The 15,068-nt window shown below is 72.5% G+C and carries 10 protein-coding genes; 7 read left to right on the top strand and 3 right to left on the bottom strand.

What is annotated here, in order from left to right:
- Nucleotides 1-182: 182 nt before the first annotated feature.
- On the top strand, nucleotides 183-677 hold the full coding sequence (locus tag ABT354_RS05415; protein ID WP_351489372.1) for a hypothetical protein: 495 nt from the start codon (nucleotides 183-185) through the stop codon (nucleotides 675-677).
- Nucleotides 678-783: 106 nt separating this feature from the next.
- On the opposite strand, the gene ABT354_RS05420 is transcribed toward ABT354_RS05415, so the two are convergent.
- Both ABT354_RS05420 and ABT354_RS05425 read right to left on the bottom strand, forming a co-directional pair.
- Nucleotides 784-2,832, bottom strand: coding sequence for an FUSC family protein (locus ABT354_RS05420; RefSeq protein ID WP_351489375.1), 2,049 nt, complete (start codon nucleotides 2,830-2,832; stop codon nucleotides 784-786).
- A gap of 525 nt (nucleotides 2,833-3,357) precedes the next feature.
- Nucleotides 3,358-4,464 (bottom strand): DUF2786 domain-containing protein, encoded by a 1,107-nt coding sequence (locus ABT354_RS05425; protein WP_351489377.1) that lies wholly within the window; start codon nucleotides 4,462-4,464, stop codon nucleotides 3,358-3,360.
- A 410-nt stretch (nucleotides 4,465-4,874) separates the two neighbouring features.
- Between ABT354_RS05425 and bla the strand changes: the two genes are divergently transcribed.
- From bla to ABT354_RS05455, 6 genes are all read left to right on the top strand, one after another.
- Nucleotides 4,875-5,837 carry a class A beta-lactamase gene (gene bla / locus ABT354_RS05430; RefSeq protein ID WP_351489381.1) on the top strand — a complete coding sequence of 321 codons (963 nt, stop codon included), beginning with the start codon at nucleotides 4,875-4,877 and terminating at the stop codon, nucleotides 5,835-5,837.
- Between the two features lie 194 nt (nucleotides 5,838-6,031).
- The gene (locus ABT354_RS05435; RefSeq protein ID WP_351489383.1) at nucleotides 6,032-6,628 is read left to right on the top strand and encodes a sugar O-acetyltransferase; all 597 of its coding nucleotides are present in this window, start codon (nucleotides 6,032-6,034) and stop codon (nucleotides 6,626-6,628) included.
- 53 nt (nucleotides 6,629-6,681) lie between these two features.
- Complete coding sequence (locus ABT354_RS05440) at nucleotides 6,682-8,385, top strand: bifunctional 3'-5' exonuclease/DNA polymerase (RefSeq protein WP_351489385.1); 1,704 nt, start codon at nucleotides 6,682-6,684, stop codon at nucleotides 8,383-8,385.
- Between the two features lie 680 nt (nucleotides 8,386-9,065).
- On the top strand, nucleotides 9,066-10,883 hold the full coding sequence (locus tag ABT354_RS05445) for an ABC transporter ATP-binding protein (RefSeq protein WP_351490144.1): 1,818 nt from the start codon (nucleotides 9,066-9,068) through the stop codon (nucleotides 10,881-10,883).
- Nucleotides 10,884-11,206: 323 nt separating this feature from the next.
- Nucleotides 11,207-12,526, top strand: a complete 1,320-nt coding sequence (locus ABT354_RS05450) for a glycosyltransferase family 2 protein (protein WP_351489387.1) — start codon at nucleotides 11,207-11,209, stop codon at nucleotides 12,524-12,526.
- Nucleotides 12,519-13,667 carry a glycoside hydrolase family 26 protein gene (locus ABT354_RS05455; RefSeq protein WP_351489389.1) on the top strand — a complete coding sequence of 383 codons (1,149 nt, stop codon included), beginning with the start codon at nucleotides 12,519-12,521 and terminating at the stop codon, nucleotides 13,665-13,667. Before ABT354_RS05450 ends, ABT354_RS05455 begins: the two co-directional genes overlap by 8 nt.
- Before the next feature lie 102 nt (nucleotides 13,668-13,769).
- Here ABT354_RS05455 and ABT354_RS05460 read toward each other — a convergent pair whose 3' ends face one another.
- Complete coding sequence (locus tag ABT354_RS05460) at nucleotides 13,770-15,008, bottom strand: glycoside hydrolase family 26 protein (RefSeq protein WP_351489392.1); 1,239 nt, start codon at nucleotides 15,006-15,008, stop codon at nucleotides 13,770-13,772.
- Nucleotides 15,009-15,068 lie beyond the last annotated feature (60 nt).

The raw sequence follows: 15,068 nt of genomic DNA on the forward strand, positions 1-15,068 counted from the left end.
GCCGGTCCGTCCCGGCGAATCCCCCTGTACCGAAGAATGACGCTCCGAAGGCTCCCAAGGATCCCGTCTTCGCGTGATAGCCCATATCCGGTTCCCGGTGATGGAGTTGCGCATCTCACAGGCCCCAGGAGAACACCCTGGTAGCTTGGCGCGGACCTCTTCCGACAACCAAGGGGCGCTCCGTGCGTATACGTACCTCCCGGGCCATGGCCGGATTTGTCGCGGCCGCGGCACTCGCCCTCACGGGCTGCGGCGGCGACGACAGTGACAAGAAGAAGGACCCGGCAGAGACCACCGCGGGCGCTCCGACCGCCACCGCGGCCGGCGACTCCCCCGGGAGCGACGCGGGCGCCGTGGACTCCACCTCGGTCCAGGGCCGGTGGGCCGGGAAGACCGAGGGCACCGGGCTGCTGATCACGGTCACCGGCACCAAGGTCACCCTGGTGGCGGGCGGCGGCACCGCGTGCGCGGGCGAGGTCGCCGACCACGGGGATCTCATGCTGTCGCTGAAGTGCCCCGACGGCGCCACCGAACGCACCATGGGCACGATCAAGTCCGCCGACGGCGAGCGGCTCGTGGTCGACTGGGGGAACGGGCTGACGGACAGCCTGGCGAAGGCGCAGAGCGGCAAGCTGCCGTCCGGGCAGGGGACCGGGGACAGCTCGCCGGAGTCCTGACCCCGGAACCCTGGTCCCGGGTACGGGATTCGGGACGGGATTCGGGTACGGGAGCGAGGGCCGGCGATGTCCGGCTCCCCGGCACCCCCGGCCGAGGCGCCGGGGGTCATCGTGCGCCGTCGCCCAGGGCGTCGGCCAGCTCGTCCAGCGCCTCCGCGAGCAGTTCGGCGCCGCTCCCGAGCACAGGGTGACCCCGCTCGGCCTCCTCCCATGCGGCGAGGGCCGCCCGTACCCGGTCCCAGGACGGGACACGGCGCTCCCGTACGGCCTTCGCCGCGCGCTCGGTGTCCTGCCGCAGCGCCTCGGCGAGCCCCCGCGCGGCGGGCACCGGCACGGCACCGTGCTCCGGAAGATGAGCCTCCATCAGCATGGCGCTCCGCCCCATCTGCGCGAGCGCGTGCTCGGCCGCCTCCGCCGCCGCCCGGGTCAGACCACGGCTCCGTACCGGCTCGTGCACCGCCCGTGCCAGCGCCGCCTGCCAGGCGATCCGGGCGTCCCGCGCGGCGATCAGCGCCGTACGGATCTCCTGGCTGGCCGGATCGCCGGGGCGGGCGTAATGCTCGATCACGGCCGCCGCGTACCGGCCGTCCGCCTTCAGCCAGTCGGCGAGGCGATAGCGGAGCCGTGGGGTCTCCCACGCGGGGTAGACGGCGTACGCCAGCATCGCGAGCACCCCGCCGAGCAGGGTGAGCAGGACCCGGTCGGGGACGGTCTGGCCCGCCTCCTGCCCGGTCATGCCGAGCAGGAAGACGACATACGCCGAGATCCCGACATTGGTCGCCGCGTATCCCGTCCGCATCACCAGATAGGTCCCGAAGGCGCAGACCACGGCGAGCAGCCCGGAGAGCAGGACATCCGGGTGCGCGGTCTGGACGACGGCGGTGGCGACCCCCACCCCGATCAACGTGCCGCCGAAGCGGGCCACGGACCGGGCGTAGGTCTGCGAGAAGTCCGGGCGCATCACCATGACGGAGGTCATCGGCGCCCAGTAGCCATGGCCGAGGGGGAGCGCGGTGCCCAGCAGATAGCCGGCGCAGACCACGGCCGACACCCGGATGGCGTGGCGCAGCACCGGGGAGCCCCGGCGCAGCTCCCCGCGTACCCGGCGGACGGCGGCCGGGAGCAGCCGGCGCAGCGGTGGACGGTCGCGGTACGGGCCCTCGTCGTCGCCCTCGCCCCTGGCCTCCTCGACCACGTCGTCGAGGAGCGCGGCCAGCCGGATCACCGCGCGCCGGGGCGGGCCCGCCAGCAGGGCGAGGGTGTCCGGTGTGCGCAGGGTGGCGCGGGCGGCGGGCGGGATCCGTACGGGGGTGCCGTGCCGGATCGCGTGCGCGGCGCAGTCCAGCACCTCACCGGCGGCGGCGAGCAGTTCACGGACCCGGTCGCGCTCCGGGCCCTCCTCGGGGACGCCCACGGCCGGGTCGGCGAGGGAGGCCAGCACCGGGCGGATCCGCTCGGCAACGCCCCGGGTGCCGTGCAGCTCCGCCGGTCTGCGGCGGGCCTGCCGGGGGGTGACGGCGGCGGCGCTGCGGGCGACCATCAGGGGCTCGGGGTCGAAGGAGGCGACGGGGTCGTGGCGCAGCCGCCGCGCGTAGTCCGCCTCGGCGGCCAGGGCGTCGGCGAGGGCGTCCCGCTGGGCGCCCCAGCGCCGTACCGGGAAGAGCAGCACCAGCAGCGCCTGGACCGCCCCGCCGACGGCGATCACGGCGGCGTGTCCGGCGGCGGTCGCCACGGAGGTGGGCAGGGTGATGGTGATCAGCATGATGGCGACATTGGAGGCGGCGATGACGCCGACGGTGACACCGATCGACCAGGCGAGTCCGGCGGCGAAGGTCCACAGGGCGAGCACGGCGACGAAGAGGGCGAGGTTGCCGGCGGCGAGATAGCCGACGAAGGTCGACACGGCGAGGCTGGCCCCCGAGGCCAGGGCGAGCAGCGGTCGGGGGCGCCAGCTGCGCTGGTAGACCGCGATGCCCGCCTGGAAGGCGCCGAACGCCGAACTGACCGCCACCACCGGCCCGAAGAGCGCGAGCGCCCCACCGACCACCACGGCGAGCCCGGCCGCCCCCCGCAGCGCGACCAGCGGCTCCAACCGCCGAGGCTCGATCCGGAGCCCTGCGCGGGCGGTCTCCTTCAGCGCCCGAAGCCAGGTCATGACCTGAGCGTAACGTCCCGTTCAGGGCATTCCGGGCAACACGGTGGCGCCCGCGCCGCCCGGGGTCGGGATCACCACGCGGGCCATGCGGCGGCCCGAACCCCACGGTGGCGGGGCGGACGCCGCCTGCTCCTAGCCGTAAGCCACCAGTGCCGAGCTACCCCCGCGCGCGGGGCCGACGCGGACGGCAAGCTGCGGGACCTGCGCGGCCGGGAGCTACCCCCGCGCGCGCGGGGCCGACGCCACCTGCTCCCGGGACCCCGCGAACCCGAACGAGCTACCCCCGCCCGCGCGGGGCCGACTGCATGGACGACCGCCAGACGCCGACTGTGGGCGAGCTACCCCCGCCCGCGCGGGGCCGACACTTCCCGACCTGGGCCGTTGTCCCGCGATCATGGCGTTCTGCTTGACCTGCTCCAGAACGCCCCTGGCACCGTCCCGGGCTCGACACCCGCACCCTATCCGCTGGAACAGCCACCCCGGGTGGACCCGTACGTGACCCGAGGCGCCCCGGGGTGCCGGGGCTCAGCGGCCCAGCCGCCCCCGCTCCCGCGCCACCCGCGCCGCGTCCGCCGCCGTGCGGCCCTCGGACCAGCCCGCCTCGTCGGTGGCGCCCCGGACCCGGGTCGCGGTGGTGTGCGGGAAGAGCTGGTCCGTGCGGTCGGCGACGGCTATGTCCCGGGTGGCGAGGACGGGCAGCAGCCCGGCCGGGGCGGTGACGCTCTCGGCGGTGGCCGCGAGCCGGTCCCCGAGGCGGGAGGCGTACGAGAGCAGGAAGGACTGGCGGAAGGTCTTGGTGCGGCGGCGCCCGCCCGCCCGCTGGGCCGCCTCCGCGCGGGTCATGGCCGTGGTGCCCTGGACCAGCAGGGAGGTGTACAGCAGCTCGACCGCCTCCAGGTCGCTCTCGAAGCCGACCACCGTGGAGAACCCGAGGTCGCCGTTCCACACCGCACGGCAGCGGTTCGCCGAGGCGACCGCGTCCAGCAGGATCGCCTTGGCGCTCTCGTACGGCTGGTCGACCCCGATCCGGCAGGCGGCCGGGGTGTCGGCCCGGTGCTCGGGGAGCGCCGCCTCGTCGAGGGCATGACGGGCCATCAACTCCTGGGCCTTCGCGGTGAGCGCCTCGGCCTCCTCGGGGAAGGTCGTCGCCTCGGCCTTGGCGAGGAGCCCCCGGATCCGGCCCAGTGTCCGGGGGTCGTAGCCGCTCGCCGCGACGAACACCGTCCCCGGCACCGGGCCCACCGGCTCCAGCGACGGCAGCCGGACCAGCAGCCGGTACAGCTCCAGCACGGCGGTGGCGTAGGAGAAGCGGTCGGCGGTCCACCGCGCCGGGTCAAGGGCGTCGAGCTGACCCCGCCAGCGCGGCGGCAGGGTCCCGTACCCCGCGCACTCGGTGGTGATCAGCTCCGTGAGGAGCAGGACATGGTGGGCGGAGAGCTCGCGCCGGGCCAGCCGGACGAGGTCGGCGGGCTGCCAGCCGCGCTCCCAGGCGCGCCGGACCAGCTCCCGGCCCTGGCGGGCCAGCTCGGCATCGGACCCGGGGGCGGCGGCGAGCAGGGAGGCGCCCGCGTCGAGGGAGGCGTCGCCCTCCTCGTACACCGCGCCTGCCAGCGCGTCGTCCACAGCGGTCATGAGTCGGGCACCCCCCTTCCGGTGTCCTGGGTTTCCCGTGCGGGCGCTCGGGCCCGCCCCGATCCTCGCGGTCGGGCCGGGCGCCATCGGTCGCCGCCCTCACGGTAATACGCCGTCCCGGATCGCGCCGCACTCGTCCACAGCCTGTGGACAACCGATCGCGCATCGCCCGGCACCATCACCCGTGGATCAAGGATCCCCCAGGTCAGCGGTGCTGAGTCCCACCCGTCACCAGCACACCGTCGAGCGGACCACCGCCGGACGGCCCAGAAGACGCCGTGCCCCGGCCCCCCGGTTCCGCGTTCCCATCACCCCGGGATCGGCCGGTGAGAAGGGCCACAGAACCGCCGCCCGGGGCCGGGAAGTCTCTCCCGGTGTCGAATGATCACCTCATTCAGGGAGAAATTCACATGACCCACTCCGTGACACCCTCCGATCGCGCGGGCCGCGCCGACCACGCGGACGGACCCCACCCCCGGCGGCGCACCCTGCTGACCGCCGGCGCCGTGACGAGCCTGGCCGCCGCGGTCACCCTCTCCGGCGGCGGTACGGCACACGCCGCCGGGGACCGCGCCACCCCGGGGGACCTCCGCGGTCGGCTGCGCGCGCTGGAGCGGAAGCACTCCGCCCGGGTCGGGGTGTACGGGCACAACCTCGCCACCGGGCGGAAGGTGGGCTACCGCGAGGACCGGCTCTTCCCGATGTGCTCCCTGTTCAAGTCGCTCGCCGCCGCGGCCGTGCTGCGGGATCTCGACCACGACGGCACGGTGCTGGCGAAACGGATCCGCTACACCAAGGACGATCTGCTGGTCCACTCGCCGAAGACCTGCGAGAACCTGGCCACCGGGATGACGGTGGAGGAGCTGTGCGACGCGACCGTCCGCTACAGCGACAACGCCGCCGGGAATCTCCTTCTGCGCGAGCTGGGCGGCCCGACCGCGATCACCGACTTCTGCCGTGACATCGGGGACCGGGTGACCCGGCTGGACCGCTGGGAGACGGCCCTGAACTCCGCCGAGCCCTGGCGCGAGGAGGACACCACCAGCGCCCGGGCCATCGGCAGGAGCTACGGCAGGCTGATCCTCGGGACCGCGCTGGAGCGGGCGGACCGGGAGCGGCTCACCGACTGGATGCTGCGGAACACCACCAGCGGGAACCGGTTCCGCGCGGGGCTGCCCAAGGACTGGCTGATCGCGGACAAGACCGGCGGCGGCAGCTACGGCACCAACAACAACGCGGGCATCGCCTGGACGCCCGACGGCGCGCCGCTCGTCCTCGCCGTGCTCACCACCAAGCCCGATCAGCCCACGGCCACGCCGGACGACCCGCTGGTGCGGGACGCGGCCGAGGCGCTGGGCGAGTCCCTGGTCTGACCCGGGTCGCCCGCCGTGGGACCGTTCGACCGGGCGCCGGGCCCCGCCCCGGCTGAAGCCGGTCGCACAGGGGTACGGCTGGCACCGGGGGCGACACGGCGGCCGAGGTGACACCGGGTCACCCGGGGCCGGTACCACCGGTTCGCCCCCGGTCCCTACCGCTCCGTTCCCGTACGGGAGAGAAGAGGTCCGAGGTGGGCGTGAACAAGGAACGCATGCTGGCGGGTGACTGGTATCTGCCCGACGACCCCGAGCTGGTCGCCGACACCCGGCGCCGCTCCGCGCTCTGCGCGGCCTACAACGCCGATGGCGGCGCGGCGCCCGAGGACCGGGCCGCGATCCTCTCCGAACTCCTCGGCTCGGTCGGCGAGGGCGTCATCATCCGGCCGCCCTTCCTCTGCGACTACGGCACCTATGTCTCCATCGGCGACCGCACCTTCATGAACTTCAACGCGGTCCTCCTGGACGCCGCGCCGATCACCATCGGATCGGATGTCCAGATCGGCCCGAATGTCCAGCTGCTCACCCCGGCGCATGAGCTGGACACCGAGCGCCGCCGGGCCGGCTGGGAGAAGGGGCTGCCGATCACCATCGGCGACAACGTCTGGCTCGGCGGCGGGGTGATCGTCTGTCCGGGCGTCACCATCGGGGAGAACACCGTGGTCGGGGCCGGTTCCGTGGTGACCAAGGACCTGCCCGCCGGGGTGCTCGCCGTCGGGAACCCGGCACGGGTGATCCGCGTCCTCGACCCGGCGTCAACCGAGAAGGGCCCCGACTACTCGTCCGGGTGAATCGACGGCCGGGGCGCCGTGGATTGTCAGACCCCGGTGCCAGAATCGAACCCATGAGCGATACGGGGGGCCGGTGGGCACTGGCGGCGACCGAGGGCGGCGGAGCACGGCTCGTCGCCCTCGGCCCCGGCGGTGCGCCCCGGGGCCCGGTGGTCACCGCGCCCGACCTGGTCACGGCCGTCCGGGACCGGCCCCATGTCGAGCGCTGGGTGTGGCGGTCCACGCCCGAGATCCACCCCCGGCTGCTGGACGCCGGGGTGCGGGTGGAGCGGTGCCATGACATCGAGGCCGCCGAGCAGCTGCTCCTCGGACACGAGGGGCGGCTCGGGGAGCCCCGCTCCGCCGGGGCGGCCCTGGCCCGGCTGCGCGGCGGCCCCGTCCCGCCCGATCCGCCCCCGAGATCCGCCGAGCCCGGGGCCCAGTCCTCGCTCTTCGACCCCGTCCCCGTACCGCTCCCCCTGGAGTCCCTGGTGGAGGTGTACGGCGAGCAGCAGCGCCGGCTCGACGCCACCGAGCACCCGGGGCGGATGCGGCTGCTGGTCGCCGCCGAGTCGGCGGGCATGCTGGTGGCGGGCGAGATGGGGCGCGCCGGGCTGCCGTGGCGGGCCGATGTGCACCGCCGGGTCCTCGCCGAGCTGCTGGGCGAGCGGTACGCGGGCGGCGGCGAGCCCCGCCGCCTGGCCGAGCTGGCCGATGAGATCTCGGCGGCGTTCGGCCGACGGGTGCGGCCCGAGCTGCCCGCCGAGGTGATCAAGGCGTTCGCCCGGGACGGAGTGCGGCTGCGGTCCACCCGGCGGTGGGAGCTGGAGGAGATCGACCACCCCGCCGTCGCCCCCCTGCTGGAGTACAAGCGGCTGTACCGCATCTGGGTCGCCCATGGCTGGAGCTGGCTCCAGGACTGGGTCAGGGACGGCCGCTTCCGCCCCTCCTATCTCCCCGGCGGCACGGTCTCGGGCCGCTGGACCACCCAGGGCGGCGGTGCGCTCCAGATCCCCCGGGTGATCCGGCGCGCGGTGGTGGCGGACGACGGCTGGCGGCTGGTGGTCGCCGATGTCGCCCAGATGGAGCCCCGGGTGCTGGCGGCGATCTCCCGGGACCCCGGACTGATGGAGGTGGCGGGCCACGACGGCGATCTGTACGCCCTTCTCTCGGACCGGGCCTTCTCCGGCGACCGTGAGCAGGCCAAGCTGGCACTCCTCGGCGCGATCTACGGCCAGACCTCCGGCGACGGCCTGCGGAATCTGGCGGCGCTGCGCCGCCGCTTCCCCGCCGCGGTCGCCCATGTGGACGAGGCCGCACGGGCGGGCGAGGAGGGCCGGCTGGTCCGCACCTGGCTGGGCCGCACCAGCCCCCGTGCGGTGGGGCGGGACGAGGGCGACGAGGCGGGCCTCCCGCAGGAGGCGCCGGAGCCCGCCCCGGGCTCCGGCGGCTCGGACGGCTTCACCCCGGGCCACTCCTCGGCCGACGCCCGGGCCCGGGGCCGCTTCACCCGGAACTTCGTCGTCCAGGGCAGCGCCGCCGACTGGGCCCTGCTACTGCTCGCCGCCCTCCGGCAGGCCCTCTCGGGGATACGGGCGGAGCTGGTCTTCTTCCAGCACGACGAGGTGATCGTGCACTGCCCGGCCGAGGAGGCGGAGACGGTGGCGCGGGCGATCGGCCGGGCGGCCGGTATCGCGGGAGAGGCGGCGTTCGGCAGGACCCCTGTTCGATTCCCTCTGACAACGGCGGTGGTGGAGTGCTACGCGGACGCGAAATGACCCCGGCCCGGCGGCGACGGCTCCGGATGACCCGGGTGGCCTGGGCGGACCGGGTGAATCAAGCGGACCGGGCGGGCCTGACGGGCTGCTCGCGCCGGTCACGCCGGTCGGGGAACGGCTCATGGGATCCGGGAGCGGCGCACGGCCCCGCCGCACACGGTCCGGCGCCCGGCGCCGGAGCGGGCCAGAGAGGCTGAGTGGATGTACGACCCGCGCAGGGCGGGAGCGTGCCCCGCGGGCCGGAGTGACCCGAGTGCCACCGGGCTTCCGGACCCGCACCTCCATTGAGGCATTGACCGTGACGCGACGGCGATCGGCCGCGTTGGCCTTGCGCCAAGGGGCCAGGGACACCGGGACGGGGTTGCATGACACAGCGGACGGAACAGACGGCGAAGTCACCGACATCGGCCCCGGCGGGGCCCGACCCGGCGGAGAACGGCGCGGGTGACCCGCCGGAGGGCGCCGCTCCCGAGGGCACCGATCCGGAGGGGGCGAAGCGGAACGGCGGACGCCGTGGCGGGCGGTCCCGCAAGCGCCGGGCGGCCCGCCCCTCCCCCGAGGGCGCCCCGGACACCGGGGAGGTCTCGGACTCCGAACAGCTGCTCTTCGGCGGTCCGCTGCGCTACGACTCCGGCTGGGATCAGCACAGCGGATCCTTCCTCGAACTCGGCCTCCGCACCATGATCGCGAGGATGCCCCGGCTGATCGCCTCCACGGTCCGGCTGGCGCACCGTGCCGATCCGCGCGCCCTGCGGCAGGTCGCGGGCGCGGAGCTGGGCGGCGGCATCGCCCAGGCGGTGGGTCTGGTGGCGGTCAATCAGGTCCTGGTCCAGGTGCTGGCCCCGGGCGCCACCAGTGAGCGGCTGGTCGCGGCCGTCCCCGCGTTCATCGCCGTCGCCGTCACCGCGCTGATCGGCGCGCTGCTGCGGTCCGCCTCCACCGCCGGGACGGGCCGGCTGGAGCCCAAGGTGTTCCGGGTGGCGACCGAGGAGTATCTCGGCCGGGTCGCCCGGGTGGAGCTGACGGCCGTGGAGGACGAGGAGTTCCACAAGCTGCTGGACTCGGCCCAGTGGGGCGCGGAGTCGGCCCGCCGGATGATCAAGTTCTGTACCTCGGTGGTCACCTCCGGGATCTCGCTGATCGCCGCGGCGGGGGTGCTGACGGTGCTGCATCCGGCCCTGCTGCCGCTGCTGGTGCTGATGACCCTGCCCAGCGCCTGGAGTTCGCTGACGATCGCCCGGCGCCGCTATGTCTCGTTCCACATCTGGGTGCAGCACGCCCGCGCCGGCCAGCTCCTCGGGCGGCTGCTGACCGACGCCCAGGCCGCCCCCGAGGTGCGGGTGCACAACATCGGCCCGTTCCTGCTGAAGCACTTCCGGACCATGGCCGAGACCGGGGAGCGGGAACAGACCCGGCTGGCCCGGCTCGCCGCCCGTACCGGACTGATCGCTTCCGGCTGGACCGGGCTGGCCACCGGGGCGGCGTACGGCACCCTCGGCTTGCTGCTGTGGTCCGGCGCGATGGATCTCGCGGTGGCGGGCACGGCGGTGATCGCCATCCGGACCGGCTCCACCAATCTGGAGGCCCTGGTCGTCCAGCTCAACTATCTCTACGAGGAGAGTCTGTTCGTCGCCGATCTGGAGCGGCTCTGTCAGGAGGCCGACCGCCGGCTGATCCCGCCGACCGGGCTGGCCCTCCCCCAGGAGGTACGGAGCATCCGCTTCGAGAAGGTCTCCTTCACCTATCCCGGCGAGGACGGGAAACCCGCGCTCGACGCGGTGGATGTCACCATCCCCGCCGGCCGGATCGTCGCCCTCGTCGGCAACAACGGCAGCGGCAAGTCCACCCTCGCCAAGCTGCTCTGCGGGCTGTACGCACCCGACTCGGGCCGGATCATGTGGGACGGCGTGGACGCGGCACGGGCGCACCGGGCCGAGCTGTTCGACCGGATCGCCGTGGTGGCGCAGGACTTCTACCGCTGGCCGTTCACCGCCCGGATCAATGTGGCGATCGGCCGCCCGGAGGCCCCGTACGACAACACCCGGCTGGACGCGGCCGCCGCGTACGCGGGGGCGGACCAGACGATCGGGTCGCTCCCCCATGGCTGGGACACCCTGCTCGCCCGGGGGTACAAGGGCGGGCACCAGATCTCCGGCGGGCAGTGGCAGCGGCTGGGCATCGCCCGCGCCCGGCACCGCGACGCCCGGATCCTGGTGGTGGACGAGCCCACCAGCGCACTGGACGCCGAGGCGGAGCAGCGGGTGTTCGACCAGATCAGGGCGCTCGCCGCCCAGGGGCAGACCGTGGTGCTGATCACCCATCGGCTGCACAGCGTCCAGCACGCCGACGAGATCTATGTCATGGAGCGGGGCCGGGTCATCGAGCACGGTTCGTTCGAGGAGCTGATGCGCCCGGAGGACGGGGCGTTCCGCCGGATGTACCGGGTCCAGTCGAGTCAGTACGCTTACGACGGAGAGGCGTCGGGGACGGCGGGCTGAGCGGGACGCCGGACGGCCGGAGGCCGGACGAGCGGGGTGCCGGACGCCCGGCCCAGCGCACCCGGGCCGACCGGGGAACAGTTGTGGCCGGTTGGATTTCTGTTGGGTATCGATTGCGGAACACTTCCGCCTCTCTCCCTCCATCACCGCGTGGCATGACTGATTTTTAGCGCTTTGTCACCCGGTTGCCCGGATAACGTAGCGGTTCAACCACCCTGTGCGCCGATCTTCTCCTTCGCCGTACTCCCCATATCCACGTCTGCTCTTACAACAGGACATGTGCGGTCGGGCCCCGTGCCGTCCCGCCGGCTCCGGGAATGGCCATGCTCGCGTTTCTGCTTGAGATCAGGGAATGGTGGATCAACGGGACCATTTACCCGTTCGCCGTCTTCATGACCATGATCTGGGCGCTGTGGCTGCTGCGCATCGTGCTCGCCCGGCGCTACAAGCCCTGGACCGCACCGCACACCGCGACCACCTCGGTGATCATTCCGGTGGTGGACGAGCCCGAGGACCTCTTCCGTTCGGTGCTCCAGCGGATCATCCAGCAGCAGCCCACCGAGATCATCGTCGTCATCAACGGCCGCAGAAACCCCGATCTGGAACGCATCTGCACCGATCTCGATGTGATGTGGGTGTGGACCGAGATCCCCGGCAAGCGCAACGCGCTACGGGTCGGCCTTGAGCACGCCACCGGCGAGATAGCCGTACTGGTCGACTCCGACACCATCTGGACCAGGAACACCCTGAGCGAGCTGATCAAGCCGTTCCGGGACGCCGAGGTGGGCGGGGTCACCACCCGTCAGCGGATCCTGGAGCCGGGCCGTTCCGTCCTCACCCGCTGGGCCGACTGGCTGGAGTCCGTCCGCTGCCAGTACTCGCTGCCCGCGATGAGTGTCATGGGCGCCGTCGGCTGTCTGCCCGGCCGCACCATCGCCTTCCGCAAGCGGATACTCGACGACTGCATGCACGACTTCCTCAACGAGAAGTTCCTCGGGGTGTTCCTGGAGGTCAGCGACGACCGGACGCTGACCAACTACACCCTCAAGGCGGGGTACCGCACGGTCTACCAGTCCAGCTCGCTGGTCTACACCGATGCCCCGCTGGAACTGAAGAAGCTGGCCAAGCAGCAGTACCGCTGGGCCCGCGGGTCGCAGTACAACTCCCTGCGGATGTTCTGGTGGATGCTGCGCCACGCCAAGGTGCTCTGGCTCTTCTACATGGCGGACATCCTGGTCCCGTTCGTCCTGCTCGGCACCTTCGCCTCCTGGGGCATGGCCGCCTTCGAGCGCAGCAGGCCCGGTATCTACAACGAACTCCCGCTGCCGGAGATCGGCTGGCAGGCGCTGCTCTTCATCCTGGGCCTCGCCGCAGTGATGTCGCTGATATCCATGGCCGTGCGGTTCGGCAGACACTTCGCCTACCGCCCCCAGGACATGTTCTTCCTGCCGGTCTTCATGCTGATCAACACCCTGTTGCTGCTGCCGGTCCGGCTGCTGGGCTTCTTCCGGATGGCGCACAACGCCAGCTGGGGCACCCGGGCGGACAGCTTCGCGGGGGAGAGGGCGCGCAGCCCGCTGGTCGTCGTTCCCTATCTTCTGGGTGGAGCCATGCTGTTCGGGTCGGTGATGATGAGTGTCTAGGTCCTCCGCCGCGCCCGCCGCCGGCCCCCGGGGCAAGAAGAAGCTGCACTGGTGGAACCGGGGTACCGGCGTCCGGCTGCGACTGTGGATGGCCTTCAACATGGTGCTGCTCTCCGGCCTCTCCTACGGGGTCTATCTGCTGGTGCAGTCCAATGCGACCCCCGCGTTCGCCGGGTTCGGCCAGCAGGAGAACCAGAGCATCACCGATCGGCTCATACCCGGCTCCAAGCCCCCGCCGATACCCAGCCGCGCCGAACTGCTCGACCCGCAGGGCCGCCACTTCGGTGTGAGCACCTATGAGGCCCCCTGGTCGAAGGCCGAGGTCAGCCGGGTCTCCGAGGCCGCCGGAACCCGGCCCACCATGGTCGAGTACTTCGTGCAGTGGACCGAGGACTTCGACCCGGGCGCGGTGGACGCCTCCTACCGCCAGGGACTACTGCCCGTGCTCTCCTGGGAGCCTTGGGCCGGCAAGGACAAGGGCGTCACCGACCAGCCGAAGTACCGGCTCCGCACCATCATCGACGGCAAGCACGACGCGTACATCAAGCGCTTCGCCCGGGATGTCGCCGCCCATGACTGGCCGCTGGCCATCCGCTTCGCCCATGAGATGAACGGCGAGTGGTACCCGTGGTCCGAGCAGTACAACGACAACCGCGTCGGTGAGTACAAGAAGATGTGGCGCCATGTCCACAAGATCTTCGAGGAGGCCGGGGCCGACAATGTGATCTGGCTCTGGAGCCCCAACATCCTGCGTCCGGTGCCGGACATCTCCCTGAAGCAGCTCTACCCGGGCAAGGAGTATGTCGACTGGGTCGGCCTCGTCGGCTACGCGGTCAAGGAGAAGAAGGCGGCGGCGGTCTTCGAGCCGACGCTGAAGGCGCTGCGGAAGTTCACCGAACAGCCGATCTTCATCACCGAGACCGGCGCCCAGCCCAGCGGCCACAAGGCGGACTGGACCACCGACTTCTTCCGCTGGCTGAACCGCAATCCCGATATCGCCGGGTTCATCTGGTTCGAGCGGAGCGAGAACGAGGGCGGCAACGCGGACTGGCGGTTCACCGCCGATGCGCTGACGACCGAGGCGTTCAAGAAGGGTGTGGCGACGGTGGATCTGGTGGGCCCGACCCGACGCTCCGGCTGAACACGGCGCTCCGGCTGGACCCGGCGGCCCGGCTGAACCCGACGCTTCGCTTCGGCTGAACCCGGTGGTCCGGGTCCGCCTGGAGAGCCCGAGGGCTGTGCGTCAGGCGGAGCGGCCCAGACCCGACTTCTCCCGGTCCGACTCCCCCAGCTGTGAGTCGCCCACCCGGAGCGGCTCCCCCTTCGGAGCCCTCGCCAGCTCCACCCACTCCAGCCCGCCCCGGAACGCCCGCTGGGTGCCCGGTGTCTCGGCGAAGCGCCAGTCCTGCTTGCCGCCGTGCCCGGTGTCCCGCTCGAACCAGACGAACCCGACGACATCCGGATTGCGGTCCAGCCACTGGAAGAAGTCCGCTATCCAGGCGGCCTTGTCCCGCCCCGGCTTCGCCCCGGTCTCCGCGATCAGTATCGGCCGCCGGGTGAACTCGCGTATCTCCCGCAGCGCCGGGTCGAAGACCTCCCCCGCCGTCCGCTCGTCCCGGCGATAGCCGCTGACCCCGACCAGATCCACATAGCGGTCGCCCGGATAGAGCGGGCGCAGCCTGGTCCGCTCCACGGTGCGCAGTATGTTCGGGCTCCACTGCCAGACCACATTGTCGGCACCGGCGTCGGTGAAGACATCGTGCACATGGCGCCAGGCCCGGACGTACTCCCCGGCGCTGTTGCCGTTGCGGCCCTCCGCCCAGGGGAACCAGGTTCCGTTCATCTCATGGGCGAAGCGCAGGATCAGCGGCCGCCCGTGCTCCCGTACCGCCTCGGCGAAGTTCCGTATGTACGGATCGTGGTCCCCCTCCGCGATCCGCGCCAGCGCGTACTCGGGCTGCTCGGTACCGGCTTCGAGGGAGACCCAGGGCTCCCAGGTCAGCAGCGGGACGGCGGTCTGGTCATAGGTCGCGTCCACCGCCTCCGGCCGGTACTCCTCGTTCCACTTCACGAAGTACTCCAGCAGGTTGGGCCGGGCCTCGGCCCGCTCCGCGACCAGATCGGTCTCCTCCGGGGCGAAGGGGGTCTTCAGGGTGCTGATCCCGAAGTAGACGCCCTTCTTGGGGATGAGGCGCTCGGCGGCCGTCGAGTTCACCGGCGATACGGGAACCTCGGGCGCCTCGCCCTCACCACCGCCCCCGCCACTGCCACCGCCACCGCCCGGACCACCCGGCTCCGCGACCGCTCCCGCGCCACCGGATCTCCCCGGCTCACCACCCGTCGAACACCCCGTCAGCAGCGACAGCAGACAGACCGGCAGCACCAGCAGGGCCCGCCGGGAGGAAGAACTCCGCCGGCCTCGGACGGAGGACGGGGCCACGGCCCGCCCGGGAGCGGAGGAGCTGGGTTCTCTGTGGGGCACACCAGCAACCTACCGTCCCCCTTACGGAGCGAGAATTCCCAGTTCGGAGGTGATAGGGGC

This window comes from Streptomyces sp. NPDC000594 (assembly GCF_040299965.1).
Lineage (GTDB): Bacteria > Actinomycetota > Actinomycetes > Streptomycetales > Streptomycetaceae > Streptomyces.